Below are 20,033 nucleotides of genomic sequence, written 5' to 3' on the forward strand. Positions count from 1 at the left end.
CGGGCTCAACGCCCCGCCGGCCCGGCCGGCGAAGAGCGTCATCTCGTACGCCACGGTGCCGAGGTTGGCCGAGCGGTCGGCGACCACGCCGAGCAACGAGCCGCTGCTGATCGCGCTGATCAGCAGATAGCCCTCGGCCAGGTCCACGATCACCCGGTTGAGGCCGCCCAGCGCGTACCAGTTGGCGGCGCCTCCGGCCAGGCTGGCCATGCTGGAGACGACGGCGGCGAGCCGCTCCGCGTTGGACCGGTCGCGGATCGGGGACATGGCCATGAGCAGCCCGTCGGAGGAGACCGCGATCGCCTCCAGCACCCCCGCGGTGCTGGACGTGAACGAGTCGAGAAGCCAGTGGAAGGTGCGGGCCTCGGGACTGGGCCTCGCGACGGGTTTGTGCTTGTCGACGTTGGGCGGGAAGGAACTGGTCACCCTGCTGGATCCTCTTCGTGACGACGGTCTGGTGCACCCGGGGCGGAACTAGTCGACCACGTGGGGGTGCGTCGGCCGTCGCCGAGTCAGCTTGGCGTCACTTCCGGTCGGGTCACGTTTCGTCGTACGGCGGATCTCAGGTATCACTCAGCGTCCGGGACGTACCGTGTGCCGCATGAGATCACCGCTCTCCGCCGCGCGGATCCGGCGTGCCCTGGCCACCCGCCGTCGGCGGGTCGTCGCCGCGGTGGTGGTGGTCGTCCTGGTGGCCGCCGCCGCGGTCTGGGCGGCCCGCCCGCAGCGGCCCGACTTCCGGACGGAGTCGGCGCTGGTGACCGTCCGCTCCGGACCGGCCGGCGACCAGCCGGTCGACCTGGACACGACGCTCTACCTGCCCCGGGACGCGTCGGCCCGGCACCGGGTGCCGGCCGTGCTGCTGGCGCACGGATTCGGCGGCACCAAGGAGTCGGTCCGCTCCGACGCGGAGGACCTGGCGGCCCGGGGGTACGCCGTGCTCACCTGGACCGCCCGGGGCTTTGGTCGCAGCGGCGGTGAGATCCACCTGGACAGCCCGGACTACGAGGTGCGGGACGCCTCCCGCCTCCTCGACCGGCTCGCCGCCCGCCCGGACATCCGCCTGGACGCCGCCGGTGACCCCCGGGTCGGCGTGGTCGGGGGCTCGTACGGCGGCGGCCTGGCCCTGCTGCTGGCCGCGCAGGACCGCCGGGTCGACGCGATCGTCCCGATGGTCACCTGGAACGACATGTCTCGGGCGTTCCTGCCGGAGAGCACCGGCAAGGCGCCCACCGAGGGTGTGTTCAAGAAGGGCTGGGCCGGCATCTTCTTCGGCGGCGGCGGGAACGCCGGCTCCGGCCCGGCCGGCATCTCCGGCAGCACCGCGGGACAACCCGAGGGCGACCCCGCGTCGGCCGGCGCACCCAGTCCACAGCCCGGCGCCGGTCCCGGCACCAGCTCCGGGCGTGCCCCCGGCCGCGCCGCCGACCCGTCCTGCGGCCGGTTCGCCGCCGACGTCTGTGCCGCGTACCTGCGGATCGCCACCACCGGGCGGGCCGACGCCCAGGCGGTCGACCTGCTGCGCCGCTCCTCCCCGGCCGGGGTGCTCGACCGGATCAAGGCGCCGACCCTGCTGGTGCAGGGCGAGGCGGACACCCTCTTCCCGCTCACCGAGGCGGACGCCAACGCGCGCGGCATCGCCGCCGCCGGCACCCCCGTGCGGGTGGCCTGGTTCACCGGCGGCCACGACGGTGGCAGCGGGCCCACCTCCGACTCGGACCGGGTGAAGTTCCTGACCGCGCAGTGGCTCGACCACTACGTCAAGGGCGAGGGCCCGGCACCGGGGACGGTCTTCACGTTCTCCCGGATCGCCGGCTTCGACGCGCTCGACCGGGGTCTGGTGGCCACCGGCTACCGCACCGCCGACTACCCCGGCGTGGCCGGGCAGGGCCGTCGCGAGGTCACACTCAACGGGCCGGCCCAGCCGATCGCCAACCCGCCCAACGGCAACCCGGCGGCGATCTCGTCGGTGCCGTTCGCCGGGGCGATCGGCTCGCTGCTCGACGGGGTGGCCGGAGACATCCCCGGCCAGCACGCCCGGTTCGAGTCCGCGCCGCTGGCCGAACCGGTCGACGTGGTCGGCGCGCCGACCGTGCTGATCAGGGCGGCCTCGCCCACCGGCGAGGCGGTGCTCTTCGTCAAGCTCTACGACGTCGACCCGAACGGCGCGGCCACTCTCCCCGACGGCCTGGTCGCCCCGATCCGGCTCACCGGCCTGCCGGCGGCGATCGACGCCGCCCAGCCGGTCACGGTCGCGCTGCCGGCGATCGTGCGCCGGATCGAGGCCGGGCACCGGCTGCGGGTCGTGGTGGCCACCTCCGACCAGGCGTACGCCACCCCGGCCGCGCCGGCCGTGCACACCGTCGCCCTCGGCGGCGGCCCGCTGGCCCTGCCCACGGTCGACGCCCAGCCGATCCCCACCGCGGAAACGGTGTGGCGCTGGGCGCTGGTCGGCCTGCTCGCCGCGATCGCGGTCGGGCTCGTCGTGGTCATCCTGGTCGTCCGCCGCCGGCACCGCCGCCAGGACAGCTCGGTCCACCCCCGGTACGCGGGCGTCCCGCTGGCGGTCCGCCAGCTCCGCAAGGAGTACGCGGACGGCTTCGTCGCCGTCTCCAACGTGGACTTCGAGGTGCACCCCGGTCAGGTGGTCGGCCTGCTCGGGCCGAACGGCGCCGGCAAGACCACGACCCTGCGGGTGCTGATGGGGCTGACCCAGCCCACCGCCGGCGAGATCTACGTCTTCGGTCACCGGCTGGTGCCCGGCTCGCCGGTGCTCTCCCGGATCGGCGCGCTGGTGGAGGGGCCGGGTTTCCTGCCGCACCTGTCCGGCCTGGAGAACCTCAAGGCGTACTGGCGGGCGACCGGGCGGCCCTGGGCGGACGCGCACTTCGACGAGGCGTTGGCGATCGCCGGGCTGGGCGACTCGGTGCACCGCAAGACCCGCAAGTACAGCCACGGCATGCGGCAGCGGCTCGCCATCGCGCAGGCCATGCTGGGCCTGCCCGAGCTGCTGGTGCTCGACGAGCCGACGGACGGACTGGACCCGCCGCAGATCGCCGAGATGCGCCGGGTGCTCCAGCGGTACGCCACCGACGGCCGGGCGGTGCTGGTCTCCAGCCACCTGCTGGCGGAGGTGGAGCAGACCTGCACCCACGCGGTGGTGGTGAACAAGGGCCGGATCGTGGCCTCCGGCCCGGTCGAGGAGATCGTCGGCGAGTCGCCGAGCGTGTTGTTCGAGGTGAGCGACCCGGACGCGGCGCGCAGCGTGCTCGACCGGCTGACCGGCGTACGGGTGCTGCCGGACGGCGACGGCGGGCTGGTGGTGGACACCAACGGGACGGCCCGCAGCGAGGTGGTGGCCGAGCTGGTCCGGGCCGGCATCGGGGTGGACCGGGTGGTGCCCCGGCGCCGCCTGGAGGACGCGTTCCTCGCCCTGGTCGGCGAGAACTCTCGGGGAAGCGGGGACCGGTGATGGGACAGTCGTCATCCGTGGGCACGGTGGGCCGCGGCGGGGCGGCGGCGGGCTACCGGCCGGCGGCGACCCTGTCGTTCGGGGCCGAGTTCCGCCGACAGGCGTCCCGGCGGCGTACCCAGCTCGCGCTCGGGTTCATGGTGCTGCTGCCGCTGATCATCCTGGTCGCGTTCCAGTTCAACTCCGGCAACGAGGACCGGAACCGGAACAACCAGTTCGGCAGTCTGGTCGACCTGGCCGTCTCGGGCGGGTTGAACTTCACCCTGTTCTCGATCTTCGTGTCGTCATCCTTCCTGCTGGTCGTGGTGGTGGCGCTGTTCTGCGGGGACACGGTGGCCAGCGAGGCGAGCTGGGGCAGCCTGCGCTACCTGCTGGCCGTGCCGGTGCCCCGGGCCCGGCTGCTCACGGTGAAGCTGCTGGTCGCGCTCGCGTACTCGGCGCTGGCCCTGCTGCTGCTCGCCGGCACCGCGCTGCTCGCCGGCACCCTCCGGTACGGCTGGTCCCCGCTGCGCAGCCAGGTCTCCGCCGAGCTGGCCCCGGCGGAGGGGCTGCTCCGCATCCTCGCGGTGCTCGGCTACCTGGCGGTCGTCCTGCTGGTGGTGGCCGGCCTGGCGTTCCTGCTCTCGGTGACCACGGACGCCGCGCTCGGCGCGGTCGGCGGGGCGGTGCTGCTCTGGATCCTCTCCAGCATCCTGGACCAGATCACCGCGCTGGGCGGGCTGCGCGCCTTCCTGCCGACGCACTACAGCAGCGCCTGGCTGGGCCTGCTCTCCACACCGGTGCAGACCGACGACGTGGTACGCGGCGCCATCTCGGCGATCGCCTACGCCACCGGATTCTGGGGGTTGGCCTTCTGGCGCTTCACCCGCAAGGACGTGACGAGCTGATCTCTACCAAGCGCCGCCGCCGTGACCGACCGCCCGGCCGTCGTCGACTCTGTCGCCGCCCTCGCCCGCTGACCCCAGGCCCTCCCGCGCCACCCAGAAGGGCGTCGGCAGCTCACAAGGTGGGAACCGCCGGTGATGCGGGCGGTGGACCTGCATAGACTCGGCGGTACAACTGCATACCTCATCCAGAGGGGCTGAGGGATACGGCCCGACGACGCCCCGGCAACCACCCGCGTGCTCGACGACGAGCGACGCCGGCAGGTGCCAATTCCGTCCCCGCCGCACGAGGCGATGCGGGGAAAGATGAGAGGACATCCTCGACATGACGTCGACGCTTCCCGCCAGCTCCGGCATCGACACCACGCTCAGCCCGGCCCGCGCCCTGGTCTGTCGCGCCTGTTCCGCGCGCTACCCGCTCGCCGCCCAGCACGCCTGCTACGAGTGCTTCGGCCCGTTGGAGGTCGACTACGACATCGCCGCCCTGGCCACGGTCACCCGCGAGCAGATCGAGGCAGGCCCGAAGAACCTCTGGCGGTACGCCGGCCTGCTCCCCGCCGGTCAGGCCCCGGCCACCCGGGTGACCCTCGACCCGGGGTTCACCCCGCTGGTCGCCGCCCCGCACCTGGCCGCCGAGCTGGGCATCACCGCCCCGCTCTGGGTCAAGGACGACAGCGGCAACCCCACCCACTCGTTCAAGGACCGGGTGGTCTCGGTGGCGCTGACCGCCGCCCGGGCGCTCGGCTTCAGCCGGTACGCCTGCGCCTCCACCGGCAACCTGGCCAACTCGGTGGCCGCCCACGCGGCCCGGTCCGGGGCGCCCTCGGTGGTCTTCATCCCCAGCGACCTGGAGCAGGGCAAGGTGGTGACCACCGCCGTCTACGCCGGCGACCTGGTCGCCGTCGACGGCTCGTACGACGACGTGAACCGGCTCTGCGGCGAGCTGGTGGAGACCGACGAGTTCGAGGACACCGCCTTCGTCAACGTCAACGTCCGGCCGTACTACGCCGAGGGCTCCAAGACCCTCGGATACGAGGTGGCCGAGCAGCTCGGCTGGCGCATCCCCGCCCAGGTGGTGATCCCGATGGCCAGCGGCGAGCTGCTCACGAAGATCGACAAGGCGTTCTCCGAGCTGGTCGAGATCGGGCTGGTCGAGGCGCCGGCCGGGGGCTGGAAGGTGTTCGGCGCCCAGTCCGCCGGCTGCAACCCGATCGCCACCGCGCTGCACAACGGCAGCGACACCATCGTCCCGGTCAAGCCGACCGGCATCGCCAAGTCGTTGAACATCGGCGACCCCGCCGCCGGCCTGTACGCGCTGGAGGCGGTCCGCCGCACCGGTGGCTGGATGGAGTACGTCGACGACGAGGAGATCCGCGCCGGCATCCGGCTGCTTGCCCGGACCACCGGGGTCTTCGCCGAGACCGCCGGCGGCGTCACCGTGGCCGTGCTCCGCAAGCTGGTCGAGTCCGGGCGACTCGACCCGGCCGCCGAGACCGTCGTCTACAACACCGGCGAGGGTCTCAAGACCCTCGATGCGGTGGCTCCCCTGGTCGGTCCCACCCACCGGATCAAGCCCTCCCTCCGTGCCGCCCGCGACGCCGGCCTGCTCGGCTGACCCGGCGGTGCGGGGGAGGGTGGATCGCCCGGACGGGGGATCGGGCCGATCCGCCGGGTAACTGGATATTCGCTGTGAGTGTGAGAAACCCACCGACAAGGACTTGACGGCAGGAACCGGACGGCGCAAGATGCTCGGTGCGGGAGGGCATCCGCCGAAGACTTTTTAAGTTCTTGCGACCCAACGCCGGAGGCGTTGTGCGGACGACCCTCCCGACCAACCTCCGAAGGGGCCAGCGGAAAACCGCTGGCCCCTTCGCTGTGCGTGACGCAGGCTCAGCCCATGGGCATCACGATCGCACCGTTCGACGCCGCCAACCCGTCCGCGATCGACGAGGCGTACCGGATCGGCGTGGCGGTCGGGAAGGCCGACGTGCCGGACCTGCCGCCGTTCTGCCGGCAGCGCTTCACCGGCGCCGTCCGGCATCCGATGCCGGGCACCGTGCGGCTCTGGGCGCTGGCCCGGCTCGACGGGGTGCCGGCCGGCTACCTCGCGCTCGACCTGCCGCAGCTCGACAACACCGACAACTCCGACGTCGAGCTGGTGGTGCACCCGGCGTACCGGCGCCGGGGCGTCGGGCGGGCGCTGCACGAGCACGGCCTGCGCCTGCTGCGCGAGCGCGGCCGCAAGCGGGTCATCGCGGTGACGGTCTCGGCACTGCCCGGCGGAGTTGCCCGGCCGAAGGCGGGTGACGCCTTCGCCGCCGCCATGGGGGCCCGGCCGGCGCTCGCCGAGGTGCGCCGCCGGCTGGACGCCGACCGGCTCGACCTGGCGGCGCTGGACGGCCTGGCCGCCGAGGCGCGGGCCCACGCGACCGGCTACCGCATCGTCCGCTGGCGCGGTGACACGCCCGAGGAGTATGCCGCCGACGTGGCCTACCTCGACGGCCGGTTGATGGCCGACGCGCCTCTCGGGGATCTGGAGTGGGAGCCCGAGCAGGTCGACGTCGAGCGGCTGCGGGGCACGGAACGGGCGTTGGACGCCCGGGGCCGCCGCCGGTACCACCACGCGGCGGTGCACGAGGCGTCCGGCCGGGTGGTCGCCTGGACCCTGGTCGACCTGGGCCCGAACGCGGACTGGCACGCCTATCAGCAGATCACCATCGTCGACCCGGCGCACCGCGGCCACCGGCTCGGCCTGCTCGTCAAGATCGAGAATCTGCGGTACGTGCTCGACCACGAGCCGGCCCTGCGGTCGATCGACACCTGGAACGCCGCCGAGAACGGGCACATGGTCGGGATCAACGAGCAGCTCGGCTTCCGGCCGGTGGACGCGTGGACGGACTGGCAGCTGACGATCTGAGTTGTGACACGCCACTACTGATCTGGTGGCTTGCTGTTGCATGATGGCGGGCATGACGGAGACCCCGCACCCCCTGTACGACAGGCACGCCGACACCCTCAGCCGAGCGCTGACCGCCATCACGGAGCGCGGGTACTGGTCCGCCTATCCCGAGTCGCCCAGCCCGCGGGTGTACGGCGAGACCGCCGCCGCCGACGGCAAGGCGGCCTTCGAGGCGTACCTGAACGGTGACTTCCCTCTCGACCAGCCGGCTGACGGCACGACCGTCGCCACGGAGGTCAGCCCGTTCGGAGTGGCGCTGGACGTGCGCTACCCGCACGCCACCCCCGACCAGCTCGTGGCCGCCGCCTCCGCCGCCCTGCCGGCCTGGCGGGACGCCGGCCCGCAGGCCCGGGTGGGTGTCTGCCTCGAGATCCTCGACCGGCTGCACCGCAACGTCTTCGAGTTGGCCAACGCGGTGCAGTTCACCAGCGGCCAGGCGTTCGTGATGGCCTTCCAGGCCGGCGGCACGCACGCGCTGGACCGGGCGCTGGAGGCGATCGCCTACGCGTACGCCGAGATGACCCGCCACCCGGGCGCGGCCGGCTGGGAGAAGGCCGCCGGCAAGGGTGAGCCGCTGCGGATGAACAAGACCTTCCACGTGGTGCCGCGCGGCGTGGCGTTGGTGATCGGCTGCAACACCTTCCCGACCTGGAACTCGTACCCGGGGCTCTTCGCCTCGCTGGCCACCGGCAACCCGGTAATCATCAAGCCGCACCCGCGGGCGGTGCTGCCGCTCGCGATCACCGTGAAGTACGCCCGCCAGGTGCTCGCCGAGGCCGGCTTCGACCCGAACCTGGTGCAGCTCGCGCCAGAGGCGCCGGGCGAGAAGCTCGCCTCCACCCTGGCGCTGCACCCGGCCGTGAAGATCGTCGACTTCACCGGTTCCACCGAGTACGGCGACTGGCTGGAGGCCAACGCCCGGCAGGCGGCCGTCTACACGGAGAAGGCCGGCCTGAACACGGTCGTCATCGACTCCACCGACGACTTCGTCGGGATGTGCCGCAACCTGGGCTTCACGCTCACGCTGTACAGCGGCCAGATGTGCACCACCTCGCAGAACCTGCTGATCCCCCGGGACGGCATCGAGACCGACCAGGGCCACAAGAGCTTCGACGAGGTGGCCGCCGGGCTCGCCCAGACGGTCGGCAAGCTCACCGCCGACCCGGCCCGGGGCGTCGAGCTGACCGGCGCGATCGTCAACGACGGCGTGCTGGAGCGGCTCGAGGAGGTCACCAAGGTCGGCGAGCCGGTGCTGGAGTCGCGGACCGTCGAGCACCCGTCCTTCCCCGACGCGGTGGTGCGAACGCCGACGATCGTGAAGCTGGACGCGGCCGACACCGCGACATACTCGCAGGAGTGGTTCGGGCCGATCTCGTTCGCCATCGCGACCGACTCGACCGCGCACAGCCTGGAGATCCTGCGAACCACGGTGGGGGAGAAGGGCGCGCTGACCGCCGGCGTCTACGCCACCGACGAGGCGGTGCTGGACGCGGCCGAGGCGGCGGCGATCGACGCCGGCGTGCACCTGTCCTGCAACCTGACCGGCGGGGTCTTCGTCAACCAGTCGGCGGCGTTCTCCGACTTCCACGGCAGCGGCGCCAACCCGGCCGCCAACGCGGCGCTCACCGACGGCGCGTACGTGGCGAACCGGTTCCGCATCGTCCAGAGCCGCCGGCACGCCTGAGCCTGCGAGGAGGGGCCCTTCTCAACGCCTCCGCTGGAGGAGGGGCCCCTTCTCCGCACCTCAGGTGGCCCGTGGCGTCAGGCCGCCCTCCGCATCTGGAGTTCGCGGAGGGCGGGGATCTTGGGGTGGGGGACCCGCACGCCGGTGTCCACGAAGCCCAACCTCTGGTACGCCCGGTAGGCGCGCTCGTTGCCGACCACCACCTCCAGCATCAGTTCCGGCCGGCCACAGGCGCGGGACCAGGCGGCCACCTCGTCCACCAGCGCGCCGAGCAGTCCGGTGCCGCGCCGGGCCGGTGTCACGTAGACGGCGTAGATCACGGTCAGCCCCGGTTCGCCCGGGGCGACCGTGCCACCGGCGTGCCCGACCAGGCGACCACCGGGGTCGGCGACGAACTGGGCCGTCTCGGCGCCGTGGGAGACCGCGGCTATCCGGGCCGCGTAGTCGGCGTGCGGCCGGGCGGCGGCCTCGGCGACGGTCTCCAGGAACGCCAGCGGCGAGTCGGCGAGCATCTCCAGCCGAAGCGCCCGCATCCGGCCCGCATCTGCCGGGCGAACCCGGTGAACCGTCGTCGCGGTGCTCGCCCGGGTGATGGTGGTCGCGCTGGCCATATCGCATGCATACCGGAGAGCGGATGCCTCTCGCCCTTCCGGGTCCATGGTCGGCCCGAATATGCCCGATTTGTGGTCGTGCGCGCTTGTCACGCCTGGTGTACCGTGCGATTTCGGTCACCGATTCAGTGGTCGTCGCCGATCGCTGAACGGTGCTCCGCCGGTGCCGGTCCGCCGGTCTCCGGATCGTGGAACGCCGCGCAGAGTGAGGAAGTGCACCGTGGCACAGGGCACCGTCAAGTGGTTCAACTCCGAAAAGGGCTACGGCTTCATCGCCGTCGACGGCGGGCAGGACGTCTTCGTCCACTTCTCCGCGATCGAGATGGACGGCTACAAGGCGCTGGACGACGGCCAGCGGGTCGAGTTCGAGATCGCCCAGGGGCAGAAGGGTCCGCAGGCCGAGGGCGTCCGGGTCATCGCCTGACCCGCCGCCGCCCGTCCGGCGGTTTTTCCACCCGACCAGGGGCTGCGGTGCGGGCGCGCACCGAGGAAGATCATGAGCCGTTCCAGCCAACGCCGCTGAGGAGGGTTCATGTCCGAGCAGCCCCCGTCGGGTCCTACCGAGCCGGTGCCCCCGGCGTCGTCGGGTGCCCCGGCAGACCCGACCCGGTCCACGCCGCCGGTCGCTGGGCCGGCCTCGACGCCGGAGCATGCGGATCGGCCGGCTTCGGCCGCGCCGGGGCAGTCCACCCCGACGGATCCGGGCAGGCCCGCTGAGCCCACCCAGGCCGCCCCGGCCGCACCGCCGCAACCCGGTCAGCCCGGGTATCCGCCAGCGCCCGGCCAGCCCGGATATCCGGTGGCACCGGGCCAGCCCGGGTATCCGCCAGTGTCGGGCCAGTTCGGGTATCCGGCGGCGCCCGGTCAGTTCGGGTATCCCGTGGCACCGGGTCAGCCCGGTCAGCCCTGGTATCCGCCGGCAGGCCAGGCCGGTGAGCCGCCCGTGCCTGGTCAGTTCGCGGCGCCCGCGCCGCCCGGCCAGCCGGGGCAACCGGGGTACGGCGCGTATGGCCAGCAGCACTGGGGGGCGTACCCGCCCGATCCGGCCGGGCAGCCGCAAGGCTGGGTGTGGCCGGCCGCCGGCGGCCCCGCGCCGGTCGGTACGTACCCCGGCCACCCGTTGCCCGGCCAGCCGTACGGCTGGCACCCGGGCGTCGACCCCAACGACCCGCTGGTCACGCCGCCGTACGCGGGGATCGCCGGCTGGTTCTCCCGCTGCACGGGCGCGGTGCGCCGCGGCTGGCGGCAGCTGCTGCCGATCATGCTGCTCACCCAGGCGCTCCCGGCGGCGGTGATCTCGGTCCTCTCGCTCACCCTCGCCCCGTCGGACCAGTTCGGCACCGGGCCGGACGGTGCCCCGATCCTGCCGGACCAGTACTTCCCGGACCTCCTCACCCTCTACGGCGCGGTGTTCGTGGTGAGCCTGCTCCTCGGCCCGGTGCAGGCCACCGGGTGGGCCGCGGGCTCCTGGGTGGTCACCCGCCAGGCGGCCGGCGAGGCCGTCGGGATCGGCGCCGCCTTCCGGTACGGCCTGCGGCGCGCCCTCGGCCTCTGGGGCTGGAACATCGTCGCCACGCTGCTGATCACGGTCGGCCTGCTCTTCTGCGTGGTGCCCGGGATCTACGCGATGTTCGCGCTGGCCGTGGCCGGCCCGGTCTACCTCTTCGAGCGGGACAACCCGATCGGCCGCTCGTTCCAGATGCTCCACCGGCGGTTCGGGATGATGGTGGGCCGGGTCGCGTTGGTCGCCGTCGCGCTGGTCGTCGGCTCCGTGATCGGCGGCATGGTGGAGTTGCTCGGGCAGTTGCCGTTCGGCACCCAGCCGATGGACTCAGCGGGTACGGCGGTGGGAGCCGTCGCGGTGGCCGTGCTCTCCGCCGCGCTGGTCACTCCCGCCTACCTGGCGCAGCTCGTCGGACTGCTGGTCACGTACGCCGAGCAGCGGGCCCAGGAAGGCCCGGTGAACACCGCCCGACTGGCCGCGGAACTCGGCTGAGGGTGGGCATCGTGCTTGCACTCGGCTAGGGAGAGTGCTAAACAGGTCATTGGCACTCGCACACTGTGAGTGCCAATGGTCGGGGCGGTGGGGCCACGGCCGCATCGGCGTCTCGATGGCGCCGGTGGGGCACGAGGCCGGTCGTCGCGGGCTATCCGGCCCGGCCGAGGAGACGTCGTCGTCGCCAGGTGGCGACGTCCCCAAGGTGCGTACACCAGGCGGCCCATCCGGGGGCACACCCTCGGGTGGCCCGTGAGTGTCCAGGAGGACAACGCCGTATGGCCAAGATGATCGCGTTCGACGAAGAGGCGCGCCGCGGCCTCGAGCGGGGCATGAACCAGCTCGCCGACGCCGTGAAGGTGACGCTCGGCCCGAAGGGCCGCAACGTCGTGCTCGAGAAGAAGTGGGGTGCCCCCACCATCACCAACGATGGTGTGAGCATCGCCAAGGAGATCGAGCTCGAGGACCCGTACGAGAAGATCGGCGCCGAGCTGGTCAAGGAGGTCGCGAAGAAGACCGATGACGTGGCCGGTGACGGCACGACGACGGCGACCGTTCTGGCCCAGGCCCTGGTCCGCGAGGGCCTGCGCAACGTGGCCGCCGGCGCCAACCCGATGGCCCTGAAGCGGGGCATCGAGGCCGCCGTGGCCAGCGTCTCGGAGGAGCTGCTCAAGCTCGCCAAGGACGTGGAGACCAAGGAGCAGATCGCCTCCACCGCCTCCATTTCGGCCGGTGACCCCAGCGTCGGCGAGATCATCGCCGAGGCGATGGACAAGGTCGGCAAGGAAGGCGTCATCACCGTCGAGGAGAGCAACACCTTCGGTCTGGAGCTGGAGCTCACCGAGGGTATGCGCTTCGACAAGGGCTACATCTCCGCGTACTTCATGACCGACCCGGAGCGTATGGAGGCCGTCTTCGACGACCCGTACCTCCTGATCGTCAACAGCAAGATCTCTTCGGTGAAGGACCTGCTCCCGATCCTGGAGAAGGTCATGCAGTCCGGCAAGCCGCTGCTGATCATCGCCGAGGACATCGAGGGCGAGGCCCTGGCCACCCTCGTGGTCAACAAGGTCCGCGGCACCTTCAAGTCGGTCGCCGTCAAGGCGCCGGGCTTCGGTGACCGCCGCAAGGCCATGCTGGCCGACATCGCCATCCTCACCGGTGGCCAGGTCATCAGCGAGGAGGTCGGCCTCAAGCTGGACGCCGTCGGCCTCGACATGCTGGGCCGCGCCCGCAAGGTCGTGGTGACCAAGGACGAGACCACCATCGTCGACGGTGCCGGCGACGCCGAGCAGATCCAGGGCCGGGTCAACCAGATCCGGGCCGAGATCGAGAAGAGCGACTCCGACTACGACCGGGAGAAGCTGCAGGAGCGCCTGGCCAAGCTGGCCGGCGGTGTTGCGGTGATCAAGGTCGGCGCGGCCACCGAGGTCGAGCTCAAGGAGCGCAAGCACCGTATCGAGGACGCCGTCCGCAACGCGAAGGCGGCCGTCGAGGAGGGCATCGTCCCGGGTGGTGGCGTCGCGCTGGTGCAGGCCGGCAAGACCGCCTTCGACAAGCTGGACCTGACCGGCGACGAGGCGACCGGTGCCCAGATCGTCAAGATCGCGCTGGACGCCCCGCTGCGGCAGATCGCCGTCAACGCCGGCCTTGAGGGTGGCGTCGTCGTCGAGCACGTCCGCAACATCGAGCCGGGTCACGGCCTCAACGCCGCGACCGGCGAGTACGTCGACCTGCTCGCGTCGGGCATCATCGACCCGGCCAAGGTGACCCGTTCCGCGCTGCAGAACGCGTCGTCGATCGCCGCGCTGTTCCTCACCACCGAGGCGGTCGTGGCGGACAAGCCGGAGAAGACCCCGGCCGCCCCGGCTGGCCCGGGTGGCGGCGAGATGGACTTCTGAGTCCAGCTCCACCAGCACGATCGAAAGGGGCGGGCCGCGTCAGCGGTCCGCCCCTTTCCGTGTGCTCAGGTCGGCAGCGGCCGCTGGTTGCGTCGCTTGTGGGTCCGGTCGTACGGCGGCACGATGCGGATCGGTTCGTCCACCAGTTGCAGCGGTTCCTCGGTGGACGGCTCGTCCGCCATCTCCGCCAGTTGCTCGGCGTCGCCATAGTCGAGCCGGTCGAACGGCGGTTGGCCGGGGAGTTCGCCGACCGGGCGCCAGCTCGCCGGCTGGTCGCCGGTCCGTTCGTCATCCGTCGTCATGGCTGCCTCCTCTATTACCTGACGGTAGGCGGCGATCGATGACCGACGGGCCGGAATGGCGTTATTGGCGTCTATCTGCCTTTCGCCCTATTAATCATTCCTGTCCGGTCAACGTCTTGCGATACAGGAAGAACACCCGCTCGATCCGCGCGCCCGCGGCGCCGGAGTAGAACGGCACCGGACCCACCCAGCCGATCTGCGCCGCGCCGATGCCCGCCGTCGCCTGGTCGCGCAGGCAGCGCCGGAGCAGCACACCGCCGATGCCCGAGCCCTCGGCAGCCGGCGCCGTTCCCATCGGCCCGAACCAGCTCGGCCGGGACGAGCCGTACGCGGCGAAGCCCAGGATCTCGCCGTCCCGCTCGGCCAGGTGTGCGCCCGCGCCCGGCCGGCCCAGCGAGCCGGCCAGTTCGCCGTCCCACGTCCCGCCGAAGGTGGTGCGGGCGAACGCGGCCAGCGCCGGCAGGTCCGCCGGCTCAGCCCGGCGTACGGTCACGCCCCGCTCAGCCAGCCGGCGCTCGGCGGGCTCCGCCGTCCGCAGCGCCGGGGAGCCGTCCGCCAGGTCCGCGGTCATGTTCCACGCCGTACGGTCCTGCCGGTAGCCGAGCCGCAGCGCCGCGCAGACCGCCGGGGTGTAGCGCACGTCGATGCCCGGCCAGGCGTAGTACGGCGGATTCCCGGCGAGCACCAGCTCGGCCGCGCCGAGCCCGGCCAGCCGCCGCTCCGCCTCGGCCAGCAGGGCCCGCCCGACTCCCCGCCGTCGCTCCTGCGGCGCCACCGCCAGCAGGTCGACATGGCCGAGCCGGGGATCCCGCTGCGCCACCGAGCCGACCAGCACTCCGATCAGCTCGCCGTCGCGTACCGCGCCGAGCGGCAGCACCGGCCGGTCGGCCGCGGCGCGAACGGCGAGGGTGTCCACGATGGCCGACGCCTCGGCCGCGTCCTCCGGCAGGTCGAGGGCCCGCCGGCAGAGGTCGACGACCGCCGGCAGGCGGCCCGGGTCCAGTTCGATGATCTCCACCTTCATGTGGCTGACCATAGTGTCCCGCTGCTCCCGCCCGGTTTTAGGAACGAGCGGCGCGGACCTGCTCGAAGCGGAACTCGCGGATGAAGCAGTCCCGCGGCTGGCCGACCGCGAACAGCACGCAGTCCACGACGGATTGGGCGGTGAGGTCACCGTCCGCCTCGCGCGGACCGTCCTGCACGAAGTCCGGCGGGAAGAGAGAGATCACCCGGATCCCCTCGACTCGCAGCCGATGGGAGATGATCTCGGCGAACCCGGCCTGGGCGTGCTTGGCGGCGTAGAAGGCCGGGTGGGCGTGTGAGCGGTGGTGGCCGGACTCGCCGCAGGCGGAGATCATGTTGACGATGTCGGGTCGTACCGAGGCCCGCAGCAGCGGCAGCAGGTGCTTGGTCAGCAGCATCGTGCCGGTCACGGCACCGTCGACAGTGGCGATGAGGGCGTCGTCCTCGACATCGCCGAGGTCGACACCGTGAACGTAGCCGGCGCCGTTGTTCACCAGGACATCGACGTGGTCTGTGCGATTGGCCAGCGCTGCCGCGAAGGTGCGCACCGAGTCGGGGCGCGCCAGATCGCAGGCGAGCGCTTCGCTTGTTCCCCGGCCGCGTTGCTTGATCCATTCTGCGGTGCGCTCGGCCGCTGCCGCTTCACGGGCGGAGAGGTAGACGTGTGCGCCACGCTCAGCGAAGGCCATCGCCAGGATGCGGCCAGTGCCGCGTCCAGCGCCGGTGACAGCAACGCGCAGTCCGTCGAAGTCCACCGTGAGATCACACCAGTTGAACCTCCGTTGAGGTCAAGCGGGCTCGGGGCGCAGCCGGAATGAGGTGCTGGCCTGGCCCACGCCTGAAGGTGCGCGGGTCCTCCCCTCAGGCGGCGCGCGCGGCGCGTACGGCGGCGTAGGCGTCGATCAGGCCGGCTCCGGTCAGGTTCCGGATGCCGCCGCAGGTGTCCGTGCCGGCAGGCACGCCGGCGGGCGAGGCGGTGTCCAGGAGGATCCGCCGGGTCCGCGCCAGGTCACCGACGAGCGCCGGGTTCGCCGACCACATCAGTGCCACCACCCCCGCCACCTGCGGGGTCGCCATCGACGTGCCGTCGAGAGTGGCGTAGCCGCCCCCGGGGAACGCCGACAGCACCCCCGCCCCGGGTGCGACCAGGTCCGGCTTGGCGAGACCACCGGCGGCCGGGCCCCGGCTGGAGAAGCGGGTGACCTGGCGCGCCCGGTCCACCGCGCCGACCGTCAGCACGTCGGCGTACGGGGCCGGCGGGTCGGCGACCGAGTCGCAGTACGGGCCGGTGTTGCCGGCGGCGGCCACCACCAGGATGCCGGCGACGGCGAGCGCGGCGGTGGCCGGCCGCAGCGCCCCCGGGTCGCAGCCCTCGATCGGCGGGCAGCCCCACGAGTTGGTCAGCACATCCGGCGCCCGGTCCGGCCGGCCCTCGGTGAACGGGTTCCCGCCCACCGGGAAGGGAGCCAGCATGAACTGGAGGCAGTCGAGATAGTGGGCCGGGCTGCCCAGGTTGCGGTCCAGGTTGACGCAGCCCACCCACTGCGCACCGGGAGCGACGCCGATCCCGTCCCGGCCCACCGCGCTGCCCAGCGTGTGGGTGCCGTGCCCACCCCGGTCGCCCGGCGTGCGGCGGTGCTCCCACGGGTCGTACCAGGAGTCGTCACCGCCCCGGAAACCGGCGGCCAGCGCGGGGTGCCGGCCGTCCACTCCCGAGTCCGAACTGCCGACCACGACGCCCGCCCCGGTCACGCCCAGCTCCGACCAGACCCGGTCGGCGCCGAGCAGCGCGACGTTCCAGACCGGGCCGGTGGGCGCCGGCTGGTTCCCGCGGGCCGGGGGCGCCTCCGCCGGCAACGGGCGCAGTCGCTGACTGACCAGCACGCGGGCCACCTCCGGGCGCCCGGACAGCCAGGCCCGCACCTCCGGCCCGCCGTCCGTCTCGATGGCGTTGACCAGGTAGTACGGCGTGGGGTGCAGGCGCAGCCGGGTCAGCTCGCGGCGCAGGTCCCCCTGGGTCCGGTCGGCGGTGGTCACCAGCCGCCGGTACACCTCGGTCGCCCGGGCGTTTCGGCCGTCCCGCCCGGGCCCCCCGGCCGGGATGCCGGTCAGGTCGGCCTGTTCGCGCAGCACCACGAACAGCCGTTCGCCGTACAGGCCGGGTTGGCCGGGGACGAGGTAGACCACGGCAACGGCGGCGAGCAGCGCCGCGGCGGTCGCCGCGGCCACCCCGCGTCGGGGCGCGCGGGCACGGGGCCGGGCCAGCAGCACGCCGTACCCGATGGCGAGCAGGACCGCGGCGGCGAACGCGGCGCCGGTCGCGACCGTCACCCAGAACGGCACGTCGCGGCTGGTGGCCAGCAGTACGGTGATCTCCTCCGGGTCGGCGAACGCCAGCGGCCCGAGAAGCGCGAGGCCGACCAGCCACCGGACCGGGCGGGGGCCGGCGGGCCGACCGGCCCGTCGGGCTGCGGCCTCCAGCGCGCCCAGCACGAGGCCGAGCGGCGGCAGCAGGAACAGCGCCGGCAGTTGCGCCCCGGACTGCCCGGCCCCGGCGGCCACCAGCGCCAGGGTGACCCCGGCCACCAGGCCGCCGACCAGCACCAGGCGGGCCGGCCGGGGCGGCGTCCCGACGGCGAACCGGGCCCAGAACCTCGCCTCGAGCAGGACCCCGGCGAGTGCGCCGAGCGCGGCGGCGGCCAGGCCGGCGAGCAGCGTCTCCAGCGCCCCGCCGAGCGCGCCCACCCAGGCCCAGGGCAGCAGCGAGACGAGCCCGGCGGCGACCGCCAGCAGGATCACCGCGTCGAACCGCCGCCGGCCGGCCCGCCCGCCCCCGGGGCCGGTCACGCCGGCGGAGGCGCCGCCCGCCCGGCCGCGCGCCAGCCGGCCGAGGACCACCGCGAGCAGGGCGGCGGTGGCGGCCAGCGCGGCGAGGTACGCCTCCTCGTGCACCGGCGGCACCGCCCGCAGCAGGGTCAGCACGCCGAGCGCCAGCACCCCGGCCAGCCAGGCGCGGCCGGTGGCCCGGACCGCCCGAGAGCGGGGCAACAGCGCGAGCGCGAGGGCGGGCGCGCCCGCCAGCAGCACGGTGGCCAGCGCGACCGCCGGCCACAGCAGCACCACCCGGTCCATCCCGCTGGCCAGCACCACCTGGTCGACCACCCAGCCGACGGCCTGGCCCGGCACGGTCACGAACACGGCCCAGGCGCCGGTGAGCACCGCCGCGACCACCGGCCAGGGCCCGGTGGAGCGAGGAGCGGGAACCGGCGGCGGGAGCGGGGCTGCGGGGGGACCGACGTCCATGACCATCACGGTACGGCCCGGCGGGCACGTGTCGCCGGAGCGCCGGGACGGTTACCGTGGACAGGTGCGCGACCCCAACGTGTCCCGATCCGTGGCCGGTCAGCTCTCCGCCGAGCGCCGCGCCGACGACCTGCGCCGACTCCGTGCCGAGCGGTTCGACGTACTGGTCATCGGTGGTGGGGTGACCGGGGCCGGCGCCGCCCTCGACGCCGCGTCCCGGGGGCTGAAGGTGGCCCTGGTGGAGGCGCGGGACTTCGCGGCCGGCACCTCCAGCCGGTCCAGCAAGCTGATCCACGGCGGGCTGCGCTACCTGGAGCAGTTGGAGTTCCACCTGGTCCACGAGGCGTTGACCGAGCGTGGGCTGCTCGCCACCCGGCTCGCCCCGCACCTGGTCCGCCCGGTGCCGTTCCTGGTCCCGCTCCCCGCCGAGGGCGGGCTGCGCGATCTGCCGAGCCGCTTGTTCCGCCGCTCGTACTACGGCGCCGGAGTGGCCGCCTACGACGCGTTCGCCGGGGTGTTCGGCGGCGGGCGGGGCATGCCGTTGCACCGCCACCTCACCCGTGAGGGCGCCCACCGAGTCTTCCCGAGCCTGCGGGCGGACAAGCTGGCCGGGGCGATCCGCTACTACGACGGGCAGGTCGACGACGCCCGCCTGGTGGTGACCCTGGCCCGGACGGCGGCCAGCCTCGGCGCGACCGTGGTGACCAGCGCCCGGGCGGTCGGCCTGATCCGGCAGGCCCGCGAGGTGACCGGGGTCCGGGTCCGCGACCTGGAGGCGCCCGCCGGCTCGCCGGACGCCGAGTTCGAGGTGCGCGCCCGCACGGTGATCGCCGCGACCGGCGTGTGGAGCGACGACATGTCCCGGATGCTCAACGACGTCGGGCTGCGCCCCGGCCTGCGGGTCCGGGCCTCCAAGGGCGTGCACCTGGTGGTGCCCCGCTCGGCGATCACCGGCGAGACCGGGCTGATCCTGCGGACCGCCTCCAGCGTGCTCTTCGTCATCCCGTGGGGCGGTCACTGGATCATCGGCACCACCGACACCGACTGGCGCCTGGACCGGTCCCACCCGGCGGCGACCGCGAAGGACATCGGCTACCTGCTGGAGCAGGTCAACACGGTGCTGGAGCGGCCGCTCACCGTCGACGACATCGAAGGCGTGTACGCCGGGCTGCGCCCGCTGCTGGCCGGCGAGGCGGACTCCACCTCCAAGCTCTCCCGGGAGCACGCGGTGGTCGAGCCGATGCTCGGGCTGCTCCTGGTGGCCGGCGGCAAGTACACGACATACCGGGTGATGGCCGCGGACGTGGTCGACCGGGCCGTGCACCGGTTGGGCGGGACGCGCCCGTCGCGTACGGCCGACCTGCCGCTGCTCGGCGCCGACGGGTACGCGGCGATGTGGCGGGACCGGGCCGACCTGGCCCGCCGGCACGGGGTGCCGGTCGGGGTGGTCGAGCACCTGCTGGAGCGGTACGGCACGCTCACCCTGGACCTGCTCGCCCTGATCGACGCCGACCCGCTGCTCGGCTCCCCGCTGGCCGGCGCCCCGGAGTACCTGGCCGCCGAGGTGACGTACGCGGCTCGGGCGGAAGGGGCGGTGCATCTGGAGGACGTGCTGACCCGGCGTACCCGGATCTCCTTCGAGACCAGCCACCGGGGCCTGGAGTCGGCCGAGCACGCCGCGGAGCTGATGGGCGCGGTGCTCGGCTGGGACGAGGCGACCCGGGCCCGCGAGGTGGCCCACTACCGGGCCCGGGTGGAGGCCGAGCGGCGGTCGCAACTGATGCCCGACGACGTGGCCGCCGACGCGGCCCGGCTGGGCGCTCCGGACGTCCGTGGTTTCGCCTCGGACCGGGGTGGCGAGGGCGACAGCGTCGAGCTTCCGTCGTCCCGCTAGGCGC

The 20,033-nt window shown here is 73.3% G+C and carries 15 protein-coding genes and 1 riboswitch; of the genes, 9 read left to right on the forward strand and 6 right to left on the reverse strand.

Annotated features, from left to right (window positions below; all coding sequences use genetic code 11):
- Positions 1-426 (reverse strand): roadblock/LC7 domain-containing protein (locus tag ACNAVT_RS25230; RefSeq protein ID WP_416299696.1); only part of this gene is annotated, 426 nt, incomplete at its 3' end.
- Positions 427-601: 175 nt separating this feature from the next.
- On the opposite strand from ACNAVT_RS25230, the gene ACNAVT_RS25235 reads away from it, so the two are divergent.
- From ACNAVT_RS25235 to paaN, 5 genes are all read left to right on the forward strand, one after another.
- Entirely contained in the window at positions 602-3,472 is a 2,871-nt protein-coding gene (locus tag ACNAVT_RS25235) for an alpha/beta fold hydrolase (protein WP_416299698.1), read from the forward strand.
- The gene (locus ACNAVT_RS25240) at positions 3,472-4,359 is read left to right on the forward strand and encodes an ABC transporter permease (protein WP_416299700.1); all 888 of its coding nucleotides are present in this window, start codon (positions 3,472-3,474) and stop codon (positions 4,357-4,359) included. The genes ACNAVT_RS25235 and ACNAVT_RS25240 overlap by 1 nt, the downstream gene beginning before the upstream one ends.
- A 178-nt stretch (positions 4,360-4,537) precedes the next feature.
- Positions 4,538-4,669, forward strand: a riboswitch (SAM riboswitch).
- 12 nt (positions 4,670-4,681) lie between these two features.
- Positions 4,682-5,971 (forward strand): threonine synthase, encoded by a 1,290-nt coding sequence (thrC, locus tag ACNAVT_RS25245; protein ID WP_416299702.1) that lies wholly within the window; start codon positions 4,682-4,684, stop codon positions 5,969-5,971.
- 282 nt (positions 5,972-6,253) lie between these two features.
- Positions 6,254-7,273 carry a GNAT family N-acetyltransferase gene (locus ACNAVT_RS25250; RefSeq protein WP_416299704.1) on the forward strand — a complete coding sequence of 340 codons (1,020 nt, stop codon included), beginning with the start codon at positions 6,254-6,256 and terminating at the stop codon, positions 7,271-7,273.
- A 52-nt stretch (positions 7,274-7,325) separates the two neighbouring features.
- Entirely contained in the window at positions 7,326-8,999 is a 1,674-nt protein-coding gene (paaN, locus tag ACNAVT_RS25255; RefSeq protein ID WP_416299706.1) for a phenylacetic acid degradation protein PaaN, read from the forward strand.
- 77 nt (positions 9,000-9,076) lie between these two features.
- Here the strand turns inward: paaN and ACNAVT_RS25260 are convergent, their stop codons facing one another.
- Positions 9,077-9,610, reverse strand: coding sequence for a GNAT family N-acetyltransferase (locus ACNAVT_RS25260; RefSeq protein WP_416299708.1), 534 nt, complete (start codon positions 9,608-9,610; stop codon positions 9,077-9,079).
- A 220-nt stretch (positions 9,611-9,830) separates the two neighbouring features.
- On the opposite strand from ACNAVT_RS25260, the gene ACNAVT_RS25265 reads away from it, so the two are divergent.
- The 3 genes from ACNAVT_RS25265 to groL all read left to right on the forward strand — a co-directional run bounded on the left by ACNAVT_RS25265 (position 9,831) and on the right by groL (position 13,507).
- Positions 9,831-10,034, forward strand: a complete 204-nt coding sequence (locus ACNAVT_RS25265; protein WP_357900887.1) for a cold-shock protein — start codon at positions 9,831-9,833, stop codon at positions 10,032-10,034.
- A gap of 519 nt (positions 10,035-10,553) precedes the next feature.
- Entirely contained in the window at positions 10,554-11,606 is a 1,053-nt protein-coding gene (locus ACNAVT_RS25270) for a hypothetical protein (protein WP_416299710.1), read from the forward strand.
- A 278-nt stretch (positions 11,607-11,884) separates the two neighbouring features.
- The gene (gene groL / locus ACNAVT_RS25275) at positions 11,885-13,507 is read left to right on the forward strand and encodes a chaperonin GroEL (protein WP_416299712.1); all 1,623 of its coding nucleotides are present in this window, start codon (positions 11,885-11,887) and stop codon (positions 13,505-13,507) included.
- A gap of 65 nt (positions 13,508-13,572) precedes the next feature.
- Here groL and ACNAVT_RS25280 read toward each other — a convergent pair whose 3' ends face one another.
- The 4 genes from ACNAVT_RS25280 to ACNAVT_RS25295 form a co-directional block, all read right to left on the reverse strand.
- Positions 13,573-13,809, reverse strand: a complete 237-nt coding sequence (locus tag ACNAVT_RS25280; RefSeq protein ID WP_416299714.1) for a hypothetical protein — start codon at positions 13,807-13,809, stop codon at positions 13,573-13,575.
- Between the two features lie 94 nt (positions 13,810-13,903).
- A complete protein-coding gene (locus ACNAVT_RS25285; RefSeq protein WP_416299715.1) occupies positions 13,904-14,833 on the reverse strand; it encodes a GNAT family N-acetyltransferase in 930 nt (309 codons plus the stop codon).
- A gap of 37 nt (positions 14,834-14,870) precedes the next feature.
- Positions 14,871-15,587: an SDR family oxidoreductase gene (locus tag ACNAVT_RS25290; RefSeq protein ID WP_416299716.1), complete on the reverse strand. Its 717-nt coding sequence runs from the start codon at positions 15,585-15,587 to the stop codon at positions 14,871-14,873.
- A 106-nt stretch (positions 15,588-15,693) separates the two neighbouring features.
- Positions 15,694-18,141, reverse strand: a complete 2,448-nt coding sequence (locus ACNAVT_RS25295) for a S8 family serine peptidase (RefSeq protein ID WP_416299718.1) — start codon at positions 18,139-18,141, stop codon at positions 15,694-15,696.
- A 73-nt stretch (positions 18,142-18,214) separates the two neighbouring features.
- On the opposite strand from ACNAVT_RS25295, the gene ACNAVT_RS25300 reads away from it, so the two are divergent.
- Complete coding sequence (locus ACNAVT_RS25300; protein ID WP_416299809.1) at positions 18,215-20,029, forward strand: glycerol-3-phosphate dehydrogenase/oxidase; 1,815 nt, start codon at positions 18,215-18,217, stop codon at positions 20,027-20,029.
- Positions 20,030-20,033: the final 4 nt, after the last annotated feature.

The sequence above is a fragment of the Micromonospora sp. SL4-19 genome, from assembly GCF_047921475.1.
Classification (GTDB): Bacteria; Actinomycetota; Actinomycetes; order Mycobacteriales; family Micromonosporaceae; genus Micromonospora.